Source organism: Saccharothrix sp. 6-C (assembly GCF_016695385.1).
Lineage (GTDB): Bacteria > Actinomycetota > Actinomycetes > Mycobacteriales > Pseudonocardiaceae > Actinosynnema > Actinosynnema texasense.
The window spans coordinates 5,247,927-5,263,815 of sequence record NZ_CP064192.1; the positions used below are offsets into that span (position 1 = coordinate 5,247,927).

Sequence of the window (15,889 nt, forward strand, 5' to 3'; positions counted from 1 at the left end):
CTACCGCACGATGCCGTACCGGGCGGTGCCCTGCCCGGCGACGGCGTCCAGCAGCCGGAAACCGGCCCTCTCCAGGACGCGGACCGAGGCGGGGTTCGGCGACTCCACCTCGGCGCCGACCGCCCGGACGCCGAGCGCGGTGAACGCGAAGTCGGTCAACGCGCGCGTGGCCTCGGTGGCGTACCCGCGACCCCGCCGTGACGGCACGACGCCGTACCCGATCTCCACGACGCCGTCGACCGGCGGCCAGAACAACCCGATCGCACCGACCACCAGACCGCTGTCCCGCTCGACCATCACCCGGTGGCCGTACTCGCCCAGCCACTCGGGGTGCTCGCCGAACAGCCCGGCGACGACCCGGTCGCCCTCGGCGGGGAAGTCGTCGGCCCAGTGCGGCAGCCGACCACCGCCCACGACGGCGTCGACGTCGACCGCGGCCCACGACCGCAGCACCAGCCGTCCGGTGGTCAGGTCCGGGACGGCGACGGGGGAAGAAGAAGACACTCCGAACTCCTGGGCATCGGGATGACCCGGCCCACGCGTCAACCGCGGGCGGACCGGATGAGGACGTGCCGAACACGGCTGCCGACAGCCATATTCATCAACCTCCTCGTCCCCGATGAGCGAGCGATCCGCACCGCCGCCGTGACGCTAGCAACGGCCCGCACCCCGGACAAACGCTTTCCGCCCGCCAAGCACACCTCCTTGCAGTTGCCTTGCAGTGGCCTTGCGGTTCGCGCGGGCCGCCGATCGCCGCGCGGCCGTTCGGCACAACGGAGCAACAACACGACATTGCACTGCACAACCCGCTCGGACTCCAGCACACTGGCAATACCGGACCGTCGTGCCAGCGAAAGGTGAACGCTGGTGGAATTCAAGATCCTGGGCAAGACCCGATTACGCGTGGCGGAGAAGGACGTGGACCTCGGGTCCGCGAAGCAACGCGCCGTTCTGGCGCTGCTGCTCTACCACGTCGGTCAACCCGTCGGCATCGGCACGATCGCGCAGGCGGTGTGGCCCGACGAGGACCCCTCCGGCATGCGAGGAAGACTCCAACCCCTGATCAGCCGCCTGCGCGGGGTGCTGGGCCGAACCGGGCTCGACCGGTCGATCGACCGGGAGGGTGATGCCTACCTGCTCGACGTCGACCGCGAATTCGTCGACTACCACCGGTTCCGCAAATTGGCGGAAATGGGCCGGGCGGCGGCGTCGGCGGGCGACCACGCGCGCGCGAAAGCGGTGCTCCGGGATGCGTTGGCGCGGTGGCAAGGACGCCCGTTGCAGGACGTGGAAAGCATGTGGGCGGACCACCTGCGTTACCAGATGGACACCTTCGACCGGCTCACCGCGCACTACGCGTTGGTGGAAAGCCTGAACGCGCTCGGCGAGCACGTCGAGGCGATGGGCGAAGCGGGCAGGCTCGCGCAGGAGCACGAACTCGACGAGGTGCTCGCGAGGCTGTACATGCGCTCCCTGGAGGGGCAGGGCAAGTACGCCGCGGCGCTGGAGTACCACGAGCGGTTCTGCGAGCGCCTCTTCGAGGCCACGGGCGCCGAGCAGGGTCCGGAGCTGCGCGCGGTGTACCAGAGCATCGTCGGCAAGCAGGCGGGCACCGCGACCACGTCCACCAAACCGCACCAGGTCCCGCCGCGCCAGCTGCCCCGCAGGGCCAGGACCTTCATCGGCCGGGAGGACCTGCTCGCCGCGCTGGACGCGTTGCTCGACGGGCCGGACGGCGGGCGCGGGCAAGTCGTCGCGCTGCACGGGATGCCGGGCGTCGGCAAGACCGGGCTGGCCATCCACTGGGGACGGACGAGGGCCGACCGCTTCCCGGACGGCCAGCTGTTCCTCGACCTGCGCGGCTTCGGCCGCGGCACCGCGATGACCGCCGAGGACGCGTCCGGCGTGCTGCTGGCCTCGCTCGGCGTGACGCACATCCCGACGACGGGCGCCGAACGCGCCGCCGCGCTGCACCGCGCGCTCGGCGACCGCAGAGTGCTGCTGGTGCTGGACGACGCCCGGCACAGCCCCCAGGTCCGCCCGCTGCTGGGCGCCGCGACGAACTGCTTCACCATCGTGACGAGCCGGACCCGCCCGTGGGGACTGGGCCTGCACGACGACGTCCACCTCCTCGCCGTGCCACCGCTGTCGTTCGACGAGTCGATCGAGCTGCTGCGCCGCAAGATCGGCGCGAGCCGGACCGACGCCGAGCCCTCCGCCCTGTGGGCGCTGGCCTCCCGGCTCGACGGCCACCCGATGGCGGTCAAGATCATCGCCCAGCACGTGGCGAACCGGCCGCAGGTGCCGATCGGCTTCCTCGTCGAGGAGTACGCGACGCAGGAGGGGTTGGGGATACTGGGCTCGTTGGACGACAGCGACGACGACAGCGCCAGCCTGGCGTTCGCCTTCGGCGTGTCCTACCGGGACCTGCCGACCGAGACCGCGCGGATCTTCCGGCTGCTGGGCCTGCACCCGACGGCCGAGTTCTCCTCGGCGGCGGCGAGCGCCCTGACCGAGCGCCCAGAGCACGACGTCGTCGTCCACCTGCGCACGCTCACCAAGGCGAACCTCCTCCAGTACACGACCCACGGGCGCTTCCGCCTGCACGACCTGTTGCACGACTACGCCCTGGACCGGGTCCGCACCGAGGAGTCGGCCCACCAGCGGCAAGCGGCCCTCAGCGGACTGCTGACCTGGCAGCTCGCCGGCGCGATCGGCCTGGAACGCGCCCTGAACGCGCACGACGACCCCGTGCCGCTGCTGCCGGGCATGACCCTCGACGCGGTGCCCCGCTTCGCCGACGAGAACGACGCACTGGCGTGGTTCTCGACCGAACGGGCCAACCTCGTCGCCGCCGTGCCCCACGCGTTCCGCCACGGCTTCGCCGGGCACGCCTGGCGGATCGCGGCGAACATCGACCGCGCCCTGGACCGCACCGGGGCCTACCGCGACCTGGCCGCCGTCGAACGGGTCGCGGCGGACGCGGCGCGTTCGACCGGGGACCTGGAGGGCCAGTGCGGCAGCCTGCTGAACCTGGGCACCGCCCACTACCGGCTCGGCGAGTACGACGAGGCGGTCCAGCACACGCAGGAGGCGCTGTCCATCGCACAGCGCACGGAGAACGTCGAGTTCACCGAGATCGCCGTGCACAACCTGGCCAGCGCGCACCGCGAGCGCGGTGACGTCCGGGTCGCGCTGTCGCTGTACGAGTCGGCGCTGGAACTGCACCGCGCGACCGGCCAGCGGAGCCTGGAAGCCTCCACACTGGACCAGATGGCCGCCGCCTACCAGCGGCTGGACCGGGTCGACGAGGCCGTGGAGCTGTACCGCGAGGCGTTGGCCCTGCGCCGGACCATCAAGCACCGCCACGGCGAGGGCACCACCCTGACCGCGCTCGGCAAGCTCCACCACCAGCGCCGCGAGCTGGACGACGCCCTCCGGTGCCTGGAAGCCGCGCTCGAGATCAACCTGTCCACCGGTGAACGGGCACGCACCGTCGAGGCCCTGGTGGCGCTCGCCCGCGTCCACTACGACCGCAAGGCCCACGACAGGACCATCGAACTCTGCCGCCGCGCGCTGGAACTGTCGGCCGACCTGGACGTCACCCGCGAAAGGGCACAGGCGCTTTTCCTGCTCGGCCACGCGCACGCCGTGATCGGCGACCAGGCGGAGGCGGAACGGCGGTGGCGGGAAGCCGCGCCATTGCTCGCCGACTCCGACCTCACCGAGAAAATGCACACCGAGCTCGGCGCGCCGGAATTCATGCGAAACCGGCCGGACGCCATCCCGGATCCACGCAGCCACCTATCGCCGCGCAACCCGAATAAGCCGTCACAGCAGAACGGGCATGACGTTGCACAACCTACCTCGTTCGTCCAGCGCAACGCAGTAACCCGATCGGGTGAAGACGAAATGGACTCACGTTAACTTTGACGTTTTGTCACCCTGACGCGTGACCCGGCAGAGCTTTCGGTACCCACTGGACATTGGTATGCGAAGGCATGCTTAGATCCTGCCGTGCCGATCAAGAAGATCCGCCAGGCACTGTCCCACCTGGCACAACACCTCGTCACCAGCCCCTGGCTCGCAATGGCGGCCGTAGTGGTGCACTGCGTGACATCGGGATGGCCAAACGTCATCTACTGAACGGCTCACCGCCCGCCAGTGCACGACGGCCCCGTTCTGACGCCCGCCCATCCGGGAAAGGCTTGAGCCCCATGCCGAAGTTATCCATCAATTCGGAAAGAGCCGCCACGACGTCGTGACGCGTGCGGGGCAGGCGGGTGTCGCCGCCTGCCCCGCCGGTCAGTCGCCCTTGACGTTGACGATCTGGCGCAGCGTGTGGCGCACTTCGACCAGATCGCGCGCATCGCGCATCACGACGTCGATGTCCTTGTAAGCCGCCGGGATCTCGTCGATGAACGCGTCGGTGTCGCGGTACTCGATACCGACCATCGCCTTGCGCAGGTCGTCCCGGTCGAACGCGCGGCGCGCGGCCGAGCGGGAGTACTCGCGGCCGGCGCCGTGGGGCGAGGAGTTCAGCGAGACCGGGTTGCCCTTGCCGACCACGACGTACGACGCGGTGCCCATCGAGCCCGGGATGAGGCCCGCCCGGCCCTTCTCCGCGTTGATGGCGCCCTTGCGGGACAACCACACCTGCTTGCCGAAGTGGGTCTCCTGCTCGGTGTAGTTGTGGTGGCAGTTCACGACCTCCTGCCGCTCCACCTCGCGACCGGTCCAGTCGGCCACGCGGTCGACGACCCGGTCCATCATCTCCTCGCGGTTGGACCAGGCGAAGTCCTGGGCCCAGCGCATCTCCCGGATGTAGCGCCAGAACTCGTCCTCGCCCTCGACCAGGTAGGCCAGGTCCGGGTCGGGCAGGTCGATCCACCGGCGGCGGCACTGCTCGTGCGCGATCCGGATGTGCTTCTGGGCGATCTTGTTGCCCACGCCGCGCGACCCGGAGTGCAGGAACAGCCACACCCGCCCGGTCTCGTCCAGCGTGACCTCGATGAAGTGGTTGCCGCTGCCGAGGGTGCCGAGCTGCATCTCCCAGTTGCCCGCGTAGGAGCCGGGGTCGAAGCCGGCCGCCTCGGCACGGCGGGCGAGCGCGTCGACGCGGTCGCGCGCGGTGTCGGTCAGCCGCGTGTTGTACTTCCCCGCCGACAGCGGCACGGCGTCCTCGATCGCCTCGCGAAGCGGGGCGAGCGGGCGCGAGCGGAAGTCGTCCCGGGTGAACTGGGTGCGCACCGCGATCATGCCGCAGCCGATGTCCACGCCGACGGCCGCCGGGATGATCGCGCCCAGGGTGGGGATGACGCTGCCGACCGTGGCGCCCTTCCCCAGGTGCGCGTCGGGCATGAGCGCCAGGTGCGGGTGGATGAACGGCATCCGCGCGGCCTTCTCCGCCTGTTCGCGGGTGCCCGGCTCCAGGATGGACGCCCAGTTCACCAGTCGCTTGCTGATCTGCTCCACGGTTCTCCTCTGCTCGACGCAGAAATTAGGCGCGATCGGGTGGCTCCGCGACCGATTTCACGCCGGTCCGGGGCCGCACGACCCCTCGGTTGTCGGTGGTCGCCGGTAACTTGTGAGCCGTGAACGCTCCGGAACGCATCCAGGAACTCGCCGATCGGATCGTCGTGTTGCGCGACGCCTACTACCGCGGCTCGCCGCTGGTGGCGGACGCCGAGTACGACGCGACCGAGGACGAGCTGCGCGGGCTGATCGAGGCGAACCCGGAGCTGGCGCCCGACCCGAACCCGCTCGACCAGGTGGGCGCGCCCGCCGTGCTGCACGCGCCGATCCGGCACTCGCGGCCGATGCTGTCGCTGGAGAAGGCGACCAGACCCGAGCAGGTCGCGGCCTTCTTCGACCGCTTCCCCGGCCAGCCGGTGGTGGTCATGCCGAAGCTGGACGGGCTGTCGCTGGCGCTGGTCTACGAGAACCGGTGGCTCGCCCGGGCGATCACGCGGGGTGACGGCACGACGGGCGACGACGTGACGCCGCTGGTGCGCGCCCTGGTGGACGGCGTGCCGGAGCGCCTCGACGCGCCGGGCCGGGTCGAGGTGCGCGGCGAGGCGGTGATGCTGCGGTCCACCTTCGCCGCCTACAACGCCGCGCACCCGGACAAGCCGCTGATCAACCCGCGCAACGCCGCCGCGGGCACGTTGCGGGCGAAGGACCCGGCCACGGTCGCCGAGCGCCGCCTGACGTTCTTCGCGTTCGACCTGGACACCTCCGAGGGCGGTGCGGCGGCCGACCTGGAGCGCGGGCTGAGCACGCTCGGGTTCGCCGTCGCCGACATGCGGCACTGCGACGACGCGGACGCGGCGCAGGAGGTGATCACCGGGATCGAGGCGCGGCGCCACGAGCTGGACTACGACCTGGACGGCGCGGTGCTGCGGCTGGCGAACCGGGACGCCTTCGCCGCCGCCGGCACCCGGTCGAGCTCGCCGCGCGGGGCGCTGGCGTTCAAGTTCGCCGCCGAGGAGAAGACCACGCTGCTGCTCGACGTGGTCTGGGACGTGGGCAAGACCGGCAAGATCGCGCCGGTCGCGTGGCTGGAGCCGGTGTTCGTGGGCGGCACCACGGTGACCCGGGCGACGCTGGCCAACCAGGAGGTGATCCGGGCGAAGGGCATCCGGATCGGGGACACCGTGCTGATCCGCAGGGCCGGTGACGTCATCCCGTTCGTGGCGGGCGTGCTGGACGAGTCCCGGCGCACGGGCGCGGAGCGGGAGATCGTGCCGCCGTCGCAGTGCCCGTCGTGCGGGCAGCCGTTGACCGAGCAGGGCAACAGCCGCGAGCTGTTCTGCACCAACGTCGCGTGCCCCGCGCAGACCGTGCGGCGGTTGATCCACTGGGCGTCGCGGGCGGCGGCGGACATCGAGGCGGTCGGCCCGGTGTGGATCGAGCGGCTGGCCGAGGCCGGGCTGCTGGAGAACCCGTCCGACCTCTACACCCTGACCAAGGAGCAGTTGCTGGAGTTCGACCGGATCGGCGAGACGTCGGCGACGCGCATGATCGACTCGATCGCCGCGAGCCGGGCCGTCGGGCTGCGCCGGGCGTTGATCGGGCTCGCCATCCCGATGGCCTCGGAGGGCACCGCGACCCGCTTGTGCCGGGCCGGGTTCGGCTCGCTGGAGGAGGTCGCCGACGCCGACGAGGAACGCCTGGTCGCGGTCGAGGACATCGGCCCGAAGGTCGCCGCCTCCCTGACCGAGCACCTCACCCGACTGCGCCCCGAGCTGGCGCGGCTGCGGCGGCACGGCGTGTCCCTGGACGTGCGGGACGAGGACCTGCCGCCCGTCGTGGCGTCCGACGCGCCGCTGGCGGGCAAGACCGTGGTGGTCACCGGCGCGATCAGCGACCCCCGCTCGGGCGAGAAGGTGCCGCGCCCCACCTTCCAGCGGCTGTGCGAGAAGGCCGGGGCGACCACCGCGACCTCGGTCTCGGCCAACACCGACTACCTGATCACCGGCGCCGACGTCGGCGCGAGCAAGACCGCCAAGGCCGAGAAGCTGGGCGTCGAGGTCGTCGACCAGGGGGTGATCTGGCAGCAGCTCATCGCCGCCGGCATCGCCTAAGGCCGGGCCGAGCGGGGAAGCGGCCGCAAAATCCGGCGACAGCGGCGGCCGCCCCCGCCAGGATGGCCGGTGTGGAAGAGGTCGAGGTCGTCGTCGCCCACAGCCAGCGGGCGACGTTGCGCGTCGGTGACGTGTTCCTGAAGGTGGACGTCGACCCGGCGCACGCCGAGGTCGAGGCGCGGGCGATGGCCATGGTGCCGGTGCCGACCCCGGCGATCCTCTGGCGGGAGCCGCCCGTGCTCGCCATCGCCGCCGTGCCCGGCCAGGCGCTCGGCGTGCTCGGCGAACCGTCGACCGCGTCACCGGCGGCGTGGGCCGCGGCGGGCGCCGCGATCCGGAGGCTGCACGACGCGCCGGTGCCGCCGTGGCCGGGGCCGGCACTCGACGACGTGGCGGCGGAGCTCGACCGCGAGTGCGCGTGGCTGCTCGCCAACGACGTCCTGCCCGCCGAGGTGATCCGGCGCAACCGCGAGATCGCCGAGGCCGCGCTCCGGCCGTGGCGGCCGGTGTTCATCCACGGCGACCTGCAGATCACCCACGTGTTCGTCGACGGCGACGAGGTCACCGGCATCATCGACTGGTCCGAGGCCGCCCCCGGCGACGCCATGTTCGACCTCGCCACCCTGACCCTCGGGCACGAGGAACGCCTGGACGACCTGCTGGCCGGCTACGGCGACGGCGCGGACCGGGACGTGATCCGCGCCTGGTGGTCGCTGCGCAGCCTGGTGGCGTCGCACTGGCTGATCGAGCACGGCTTCGACCCGGACGCGCCGGGCTGCGAGTTCGACGTGCTCAGAGCCCGGATGCGGGAACCCTGAGCCACCGTTGACGTGGTGGCGGTCGGCGCGGGAAGTCTCCTCGAAGTCACGTCGGTGCCGCTCGTCGAGACCGTCGTGCACCCGGCCGACCCGCGCCACCGCGTCGGGATCCGGCTCGACGAGCACCTTGCGCCGGTCGTGCGCGTCCGGCCCGCGGGATGACCGGTATCTGCCACCGCGCCACGGCCCGCAGGGACCTCCGACCGCGCGTCGTCCGGCTGCGGCGCGTGGTCGCGCCGTTGTTCAGCGCGGCCAGGATGCGGGCGGCCCACCCCCGGCTGCTGGTCATCGCCGAACGGCTGCTCGCCCGCCTCGACGACGGCGAGGTCGACCTCGTCGAGGACTTCACCACCCGCTACCCGTTGGCCGTCCTGTGCGACCTCCTCGACATCCCGGACGGAGCACGTCGACACCGTGGTGCGGGCGCCGGCTCGTGCACGCCGACTACCCGGACCACGTGGGGTAGGCGATGGCCGCTTTCGCCGACCTCGCGGGTCCGCCTGCCCCGTTCGACGACCTCCGCCACAGCGGGCCCGGCGGCAGCACGGGCAGCCGGCTCCACGCGCTTCCCGTGCTGCGGCGGTGACCGGCGATCCCACTGCGACACTCACTCAATCGTGTGACACCTTGGGTTGTCGGCCGCGCTGGTGGCCTGGTCGGAGCAGTGTCGCCGGTCGACTCCGACCGGAAGCGCTTGACAGGCCGAGACATCGGCGGTCAACCTCGATGGCGGTGGCGACCCGGGGAGTCGTCGCCGATCCATTCGACGTGATGACGGGGGAATCATGTCGGTGAACGAGCACGCCCTGCGCGAGAAGCGGGGCCGCGGCGGGAACCTGGTCGAACGGCTGGCGGGGCTGGCGCGCGAGCACGGCTGGCTGGATCGGCCCGCCTACCACGACGACGGCGGGACCTACCGGTTCGCCGACGTCTACGAGGGCGCGGGCCGAGCCGCCGCCGCGTACGCCGCGAGAGGGCTCGGCGCGGGCAGCCGCATCGCGCTCGTGCTGCCGGACGGCATCGACGCGGTGTGGGCGTTGCTGGGCGCGTTGCGGATCGGCGCGGTCGCGGTGCCGGTGAACTCGACCGTGCACCCGGACGAGCTGCGCCGCGCGATCGTGATCGCGGCGCCGGACGCCGTCGTGTGCGAGGAGGACCCGGGCGGCGCGGCCGCCGAGCTGATCGCGCCCGAAGAGCTGCGGGCCGCCGCCGCGCACCCGCCCTACGCACCGGCCACGGCGGACACCCCGGCCTACGCGGTGTTCACCTCGGGCACCACGGGCGACCCGAAGCTGTGCTTCCACACCCACGGCGACCCCGGCGTGTACGAGCGGGCCATCGGGGCGGTCGTCGGCATCACGCCGCGGGACGTCACGTTCTCGGTGTCACGGCTGTACTTCGCTTACGGGCTGGGCAACTCCGTGTTCCTCCCGCTGCACCGCGGCGGCACGACGGTGCTGTCGCGGGCGCGGGCGACCGAGGACGACGCGCTGCGGATCATCGAGGACCGCGGCGTGACGGTGTTCTACGGCCAGCCGAGCTTCTACGCCCGGCTGGCCCGCCACCCCGACCACGCGTCGCTGGCACGGCTGCGGTTGGCGGTGGTCGCCGGCGAAGTGCTGCCGGCTCCGCTGGAGGCACGGCTGAGGCAGGTGCTCGGCGAGCGGCTGCTGAACGTCTTCGGCACGACGGAGATCGGGCACGCGGTGGTGGCCGGCGCGATCGGCCACCGCCGTGACCGCACCGTCGGGCGGGTCCTGCCGCCGTACCGGCTGCGGATCGTGGACGAGATGGGCGCGGAGGTGCCGCCGGGCGTGCCGGGCGCGCTGGAGGTGGCGGGTCCGTCGATCGCGTTGGGCGTGGCACGGGGTGGCGATCCGCCGGCGCGGGCCGGGCAGTCCTGGTACGCCACCGGTGACGCGGCGACCGCGGACGAGGACGGGTACGTGCGGCTGCACGGCCGGCTGGACGACGTGGAGATCGTCGGCGGCCAGAACGTGCACCCGGCGGAGACCGAGGACTTCCTGATGCGGCACCCCGGCGTGCGCGAGGCCGCGGTGTGCTCGACCAGGCGCGAGACCGGGGTCACGACCCTGCGCGCGTTCGTGGCGCTGGACGACGACGCGTCGCCCGAGGAGGTGCGCGCCGAGCTGCTGGCCGGCGCGCGGGCGGCGCTCACCTGGTACAAGGTTCCGGAAGACGTGGTCTTCGTGGCCGAGCTGCCCCGCACACCCACGGGCAAGCTGCGCCGGCGTGAGATCCGCGCGATGGCGGGGGGCTGATCCGGTGCGGCGCAGCGGTGTGGACGGGAAGGCCGCCGCGGCGGTCCTGGTCACGATGGTGTTGTGGGCGTCCGCGTTCGTCGGCATCCGGTACGCCGGCGAGCACTTCGAGCCGGGGTCACTGGCGCTCGGCCGGTTGCTGGTGGGCGCGATCGCGCTCGGGACGATCGCGGTGGTGCGCGGCGTCGGCGTGCCGCCGAGAGCGGCGTGGCCGGGGATCATCGGGTCGGGCGTGTTCTGGTTCGCGCTCTACATGGTGGCGCTGAACTGGGGTGAGCGGCACGCTGACGCCGGCACGGCCGCGCTGGTCGTCGGCGTCGGCCCGATCCTGGTGGCGTTCCTGGCCGGGTGGCTGCTGCGGGAGGGCTTCCCGGCGCGGCTGCTGGCCGGGCTCGCCATCGCGTTCACGGGCGTCGCGGCGGTCGGGCTGGTCGACTCCGGCGGCGGCTCGACGACCCGGGGCGCGGTGCTCTGCCTGGTCGCGGCGGGCGGGTACGCGGTCGGTGTGGTGGCGCAGAAACCCGCCCTGCGGCACGCGTCCCCGTTGCAGGCCACCACGTTCGGCTGCGTGGTCGGCGCGGTCGTGTGCCTGCCGTTCAGCGGGCAGCTCGTCGGCGACCTCGCCCGCGCACCGGCCGCCGCCACGCTCTCGGTGGTGTACCTGGGTCTGCTGCCGACCGCGTTGGCGTTCTACACGTGGGCGTACGCGCTGTCCCACATGACCACCGGCAAGCTCGGCGCCACGACGTACCTGGTGCCGGTGATCGTCGTGGTGCTGTCGTGGGCGTTGCTCGACGAGGTGCCCGGGCTCGTGGCGTTGGCGGGCGGCGCGCTCTGCCTGCTCGGCGTGGCGGTGTCGCGCGGCAGACCCGCACCCGCCGTCACGACGGCGAGGTGACGGGCGGACCGTTGAGGAACGATCGTTCTTGACTGATCGTTCCTCAACGGTCTAGGGTCGACGCATGGGTCGACCGAGGGGATTCGACGAAGCCGAGGTGGTGCGGGCGGCGGCGGCGCTGTTCGCGGGACGGGTGTACGACGGGGTGTCCGTCGACGACCTGGTCACCCACTTGGGCGTGCACCGCAACAGCCTCTACAAGACGTTCGGCAGCAAACGCGGGCTGTACCTGGCGGCGCTTCGCCGGCACGTGGAGCACGAGATCGGCGTCCTCACCGCGGCGCTGAGGCGCGCCGACGACTTCGAGGAAGCCTCGCGCTCGGTGGCGGACACCGGCACGGGGCTGGACTTCCTGCTGCTGGCGGCGGCCGAACGCGCTCCGGTGGACGACGAGGTCGCCGCGGAGGTGAACCGGGCGCTGCACGCCATCGACGAGGCACTCGGCGCCGTCACGGACCTCCCGCACGCCACCGCGGCGTTGCTCGGCCTGCGCCTGCGCGCCAAGGCCGGACCGGACCGCGCGGGCGCCACCCCCGACCCTTCCCCCCGACGATAAGGAGCACGACATGGCGAAGGTCCACATCGACGGCGACGACCTGGTCGTGACGATCGAAGGGCTGAACAAGCTCTGGGCGCTCAAGAGCACCCTGACCATCCCCCTGGCCAACGTCCGGGGCGCCACCGCGGACCCGGGAATCGCCAAGGAGCCCAAGGGCATCCGCGCCCCCGGCGCCCACGTGCCCGGCGTGATCACCGCGGGCACCTTCCACCTCGACGGCGACCGCGTGTTCTGGGACGTGCGCGATCCCGCCAAAGCCGTCGTCATCGAACTGGCCGACGAGCACTACGCCCGCCTGGTGCTCCAGGTCGACGACCCCCGCACCACCGTCGAGCTGGTCGAGAGCGTCACGCACCGCCCCTGAGCTCGGCCACCCGACCGGAAAGGCGTCACCCTTGTTCCAACGCCGAACAGCGCTCACCGCGGTGCTGACGACGACCGCGCTCCTCGTCCCGACCGCCGCCGAAGCGACGCCGCGGCCGGTCCCGGCCCTCGACCGCGAAGTCGTGTTCACCGTCGAGGGCACGAAGACCTACGGCACGCTCCACGTCCCGGCCCACCGCCGGGGACAACGGCTGCCCGCCGCGCTCCTGCTGCCCGGCAGCGGCCCCACCGACCGCGACGGGAACCAGCCGCCGGCGGTCACCCCCCACACCCTGTCCCACCTCGCCGCCGCGCTGGGCCGACAGGGGGTCGTCACCCTGCGCTTCGACAAGTACGGCAGCGGTCGCACCGGCCTGGGCGCCTACGCGAGCCGTCCCGGGGACCTCGACCACCCGGCGTTCGTCCGCCAAGCCGCGGCCGCCTACCGGCTGCTGCGCGCCGAACCCGTCACCGACCCGCGCGCCCTGGTCGTCGCGGGCCACAGCGAAGGCGCGCTCACCGGGCTCCTGCTGGCCGACGAGGTCCGACCGCGCCCGGCCGGCGTGGTGCTGCTGCAACCGCAGGCGATCCGGCTGCTGGACCTGATCGCACGGCAACTGCACGCCCAGTTGGCCGCCGCCGCACGAGGCGGGCAGATCACCCCGGAACAGCAACGGGTCAACGACGAGGGCGTGGACCGGGCGGTCAGCGCCCTGCGGTCGGGCGAACCGCTCGACCCCACCGGTCTCCTGCCCGTCATCGCCCAGTTCTTCCAAGCGCTGTCCGACGGTCCCAGTCGGCGTTTCGTCCTCGGCAACGACCAGGTCGACCCGTCGACCGCCGCCGGCCGGCTGCGGGCCGGCACCCGGGTCCTGCTGACCTGCGGCACCGCCGACGTCCAGGTGCCCTGCGACACCACCGACTCCCTCGCCGAAGCCCTGCGCCGAGCCGGCGCCGCGGGCCCGGGGCGCACGGTGCTGACCGGCGTGGACCACAACCTGCGCGGCACCGATCCGAACACCCTGGCCCCCGCCGTCGTGGACGCCCTGCGCGCCTTCACCGACGGCCTGCGCTGAGCCCGACCCGGTGGGCGGCGGTCGTCGAGCACCGAAGGCCACTCGGCGTCGGCGCCTCGCCCGTCCGGTGGGCCGGGGTGTGCTCCGATCGAGCCCGTCGGGCCGGACGCGATCACCGTCGCGACCGCCCGCCGGCACGGGACCGCAGGTCAGCGCCCCGGAAATGGCGAGTGATCCTCAAATTCGGACAATAGGGACCATCACTGAATGTTTCGTTGAAGTTTCGCTGAGTGACGTATAGTCTGAGACTCGCTCTGGGAGCGCTCCCATAAACGATCACCGCCGCTCAACCACCCGAAGAGTGGAGGTTCCTCCATGCGCAAGCGCAGTACCACCGTGTCCGTCACCAAGCGGCATGGCGTCATCGCACTGATCCTCGGTGTGCTGGCCAGCATGCTCGTCATGACGCCGACGGCCACGGCGCACGGCACCATCGTCGGTCCCGCCACCCGCGCCTACCAGTGCTGGCAGGCCTGGGGCAGCCAACACACGAACCCCGCCATGCAGCAGCAGGACCCCATGTGCTGGCAGGCTTTCCAGGCCAACGCCGACACCATGTGGAACTGGATGAGCGCGCTGCGGGACGGCCTCGGTGGCAACTTCCAGGGCGCGACCCCCAACGGTTCGCTCTGCAGCAACAACCTCTCCCGCAACAGCTCCCTGAACAAGCCCGGCAACTGGCGGACCACGAACGTCGGGAGCAGCTTCTCCCTGCACCTGTACGACCAGGCCAGCCACGGTGCGGACTACTTCCGCGTCTACGTCAGCAAGCAGGGGTTCGACCCGAAGACCCAGACCCTGGGTTGGAGCAACCTCGACTTCATCACGCAGACCGGCAGGTACGCGCCGGCGAAGGACATCACGTTCAACGTCCAGACCAACGGCTCGTACCGGGGACACCACATCGTGTTCACGATCTGGCAGGCCTCGCACCTCGACCAGGCCTACATGTGGTGCAGTGACGTGAACTTCGGCTAGCACCGGGGTTCACCGAACGCAACGCGAAGAGCACCCGGCCCGGCGCAGCGGCACTCGCGCCGGGCCGGCGCGCTGCGCGGGTGCGGATCCGGCGTCCTCGCCTCAGAAGCTGAAGTGCCGGATCGCCGCGCCGCCGGCCGCGGCCGTCTCCTCGAGGAACACGACCAGGTCGCCGTAGTTCTGCCGCAGGTAGTCGATGTCGCCGTCGTCCCAGAGGTGCCTCATGGGGTAGACCTCCTCCTCGCTCAGCTTCCGCGGGTCGTAGTGACCGGCCAGCACCTCGAACGGCGTCGCGCCCAACGCCTTGGCGGCCTCGGCGACCATGCCGTCGCTCCAGCCGAAGAGGGTGCACTCCTCGTCGATGGCGTCGCCGTCCTCGTACACGTCGACCCGCACGTCGGCCGCGTCGAGCAGGAACTGGATGCCCGCCCAGGACTTCTCCAGGAAGCAGTACGGCAGGCCCTCGTCGTCCAGGCGCTCCAGCGCCCACCCCGGGTCCCCGAACGCCCGGTCCAACTCACCTGGGGTGACCCGGGTGAACGACAACGTCATGCCCATGAACCCACCACTCCCACCTCGGCCGCCGCGAACGACGGCCAGTTTCCCACGCCCGCCGCCACCGCGACCGGACTTCGCCGACCCCGGTCGCCGACCGGCGCCCGGTCACCCGGCCCGGCGGTGGAGGGACGACGAGTCGGGCACGTGCACCCAGCCCTGGCGGGGCGCGTACCCGATCTGCACGTTCACGTGCGGCGCGAAGGCCGAGGGCGAGATGCCCTCGTAGCCGTGGTGGACCACGGCCCGGTACAGGTCGTCGGACACGACGAGCACCAAGGGCTCGGTCGTCTCCCGCAGCGCCAGCTTCAACCGGGGCGCGTCGAGCAGGCGGCACGACACGTCCAGCAGCTCGCCGTACTGACCGCGCTCGTCGTAGTGCACCTCGCCCGCGTGCACCACGGCCCGCAACCGCAGCGGCAGGTCGGGCCTGCGCGCGTTGTGCAGGGCGAGCAGGCCGCTCAGCTCGGGCACCACCGATCCCAGCAGCACCGTCTTCGGCAGCCGGTCCGACGGCCGGATGAGCACGATCACGCCGTCACCCAGGTCCACCAGGCGGTCGATGTCGTCGTCACCGACGCCGTGCAGCGCCATGGCGTCCATCAGGACCCCGTACATGACCTGGCGCAGCGTCGCCTTCTCCTGGTTGCTGCGGGTCGTGGAACCCTCCATGTCCACACCGAGGGCGATGCGGTACAGGGGGTGTCGTGCAGTCGCGTTCACCATGACGGAAACCTTGCCGATCCCCGGTTCCCGGGAACAAGCAGTGCGCCG

15 protein-coding genes are annotated in these 15,889 nt (G+C 72.0%); 11 read left to right on the forward strand and 4 right to left on the reverse strand.

Going from position 1 to position 15,889, the window contains the following annotated elements; genetic code table 11:
- Positions 1–504, reverse strand: a complete 504-nt coding sequence (locus IOD16_RS21945) for a GNAT family N-acetyltransferase (protein WP_201435933.1) — start codon at positions 502–504, stop codon at positions 1–3.
- A gap of 363 nt (positions 505–867) precedes the next feature.
- On the opposite strand from IOD16_RS21945, the gene IOD16_RS21950 reads away from it, so the two are divergent.
- A complete protein-coding gene (locus tag IOD16_RS21950; RefSeq protein WP_201435934.1) occupies positions 868–3,927 on the forward strand; it encodes an AfsR/SARP family transcriptional regulator in 3,060 nt (1,019 codons plus the stop codon).
- A gap of 378 nt (positions 3,928–4,305) precedes the next feature.
- On the opposite strand, the gene IOD16_RS21955 is transcribed toward IOD16_RS21950, so the two are convergent.
- Positions 4,306–5,475, reverse strand: a complete 1,170-nt coding sequence (locus IOD16_RS21955) for an RtcB family protein (protein ID WP_201435935.1) — start codon at positions 5,473–5,475, stop codon at positions 4,306–4,308.
- Between the two features lie 119 nt (positions 5,476–5,594).
- Between IOD16_RS21955 and ligA the strand changes: the two genes are divergently transcribed.
- From ligA to IOD16_RS22005, 10 genes are all read left to right on the forward strand, one after another.
- Positions 5,595–7,586, forward strand: a complete 1,992-nt coding sequence (gene ligA / locus IOD16_RS21960; protein WP_201435936.1) for an NAD-dependent DNA ligase LigA — start codon at positions 5,595–5,597, stop codon at positions 7,584–7,586.
- A gap of 62 nt (positions 7,587–7,648) precedes the next feature.
- Positions 7,649–8,404, forward strand: coding sequence for an aminoglycoside phosphotransferase family protein (locus tag IOD16_RS21965; RefSeq protein ID WP_201435937.1), 756 nt, complete (start codon positions 7,649–7,651; stop codon positions 8,402–8,404).
- A 15-nt stretch (positions 8,405–8,419) separates the two neighbouring features.
- The gene (locus IOD16_RS21970) at positions 8,420–8,566 is read left to right on the forward strand and encodes a hypothetical protein (RefSeq protein ID WP_170185359.1); all 147 of its coding nucleotides are present in this window, start codon (positions 8,420–8,422) and stop codon (positions 8,564–8,566) included.
- Complete coding sequence (locus tag IOD16_RS21975) at positions 8,563–9,027, forward strand: hypothetical protein (protein ID WP_201435938.1); 465 nt, start codon at positions 8,563–8,565, stop codon at positions 9,025–9,027. The genes IOD16_RS21970 and IOD16_RS21975 overlap by 4 nt, the downstream gene beginning before the upstream one ends.
- Before the next feature lie 162 nt (positions 9,028–9,189).
- Entirely contained in the window at positions 9,190–10,686 is a 1,497-nt protein-coding gene (locus tag IOD16_RS21980; RefSeq protein ID WP_201435939.1) for a class I adenylate-forming enzyme family protein, read from the forward strand.
- Between the two features lie 4 nt (positions 10,687–10,690).
- Positions 10,691–11,584 carry a DMT family transporter gene (locus IOD16_RS21985; protein ID WP_268957635.1) on the forward strand — a complete coding sequence of 298 codons (894 nt, stop codon included), beginning with the start codon at positions 10,691–10,693 and terminating at the stop codon, positions 11,582–11,584.
- 64 nt (positions 11,585–11,648) lie between these two features.
- Positions 11,649–12,140, forward strand: coding sequence for a TetR/AcrR family transcriptional regulator (locus tag IOD16_RS21990; RefSeq protein ID WP_201435940.1), 492 nt, complete (start codon positions 11,649–11,651; stop codon positions 12,138–12,140).
- 10 nt (positions 12,141–12,150) lie between these two features.
- Entirely contained in the window at positions 12,151–12,507 is a 357-nt protein-coding gene (locus IOD16_RS21995) for a hypothetical protein (protein ID WP_201435941.1), read from the forward strand.
- 31 nt (positions 12,508–12,538) lie between these two features.
- Positions 12,539–13,582: an alpha/beta hydrolase family protein gene (locus tag IOD16_RS22000; protein ID WP_201435942.1), complete on the forward strand. Its 1,044-nt coding sequence runs from the start codon at positions 12,539–12,541 to the stop codon at positions 13,580–13,582.
- Positions 13,583–13,897: 315 nt separating this feature from the next.
- Complete coding sequence (locus IOD16_RS22005) at positions 13,898–14,560, forward strand: lytic polysaccharide monooxygenase auxiliary activity family 9 protein (protein ID WP_201435943.1); 663 nt, start codon at positions 13,898–13,900, stop codon at positions 14,558–14,560.
- A 102-nt stretch (positions 14,561–14,662) separates the two neighbouring features.
- Here the strand turns inward: IOD16_RS22005 and IOD16_RS22010 are convergent, their stop codons facing one another.
- On the reverse strand, positions 14,663–15,118 hold the full coding sequence (locus IOD16_RS22010; RefSeq protein ID WP_201435944.1) for a DUF1877 family protein: 456 nt from the start codon (positions 15,116–15,118) through the stop codon (positions 14,663–14,665).
- A 105-nt stretch (positions 15,119–15,223) separates the two neighbouring features.
- Complete coding sequence (locus IOD16_RS22015; protein WP_201435945.1) at positions 15,224–15,841, reverse strand: hypothetical protein; 618 nt, start codon at positions 15,839–15,841, stop codon at positions 15,224–15,226.
- Positions 15,842–15,889: the final 48 nt, after the last annotated feature.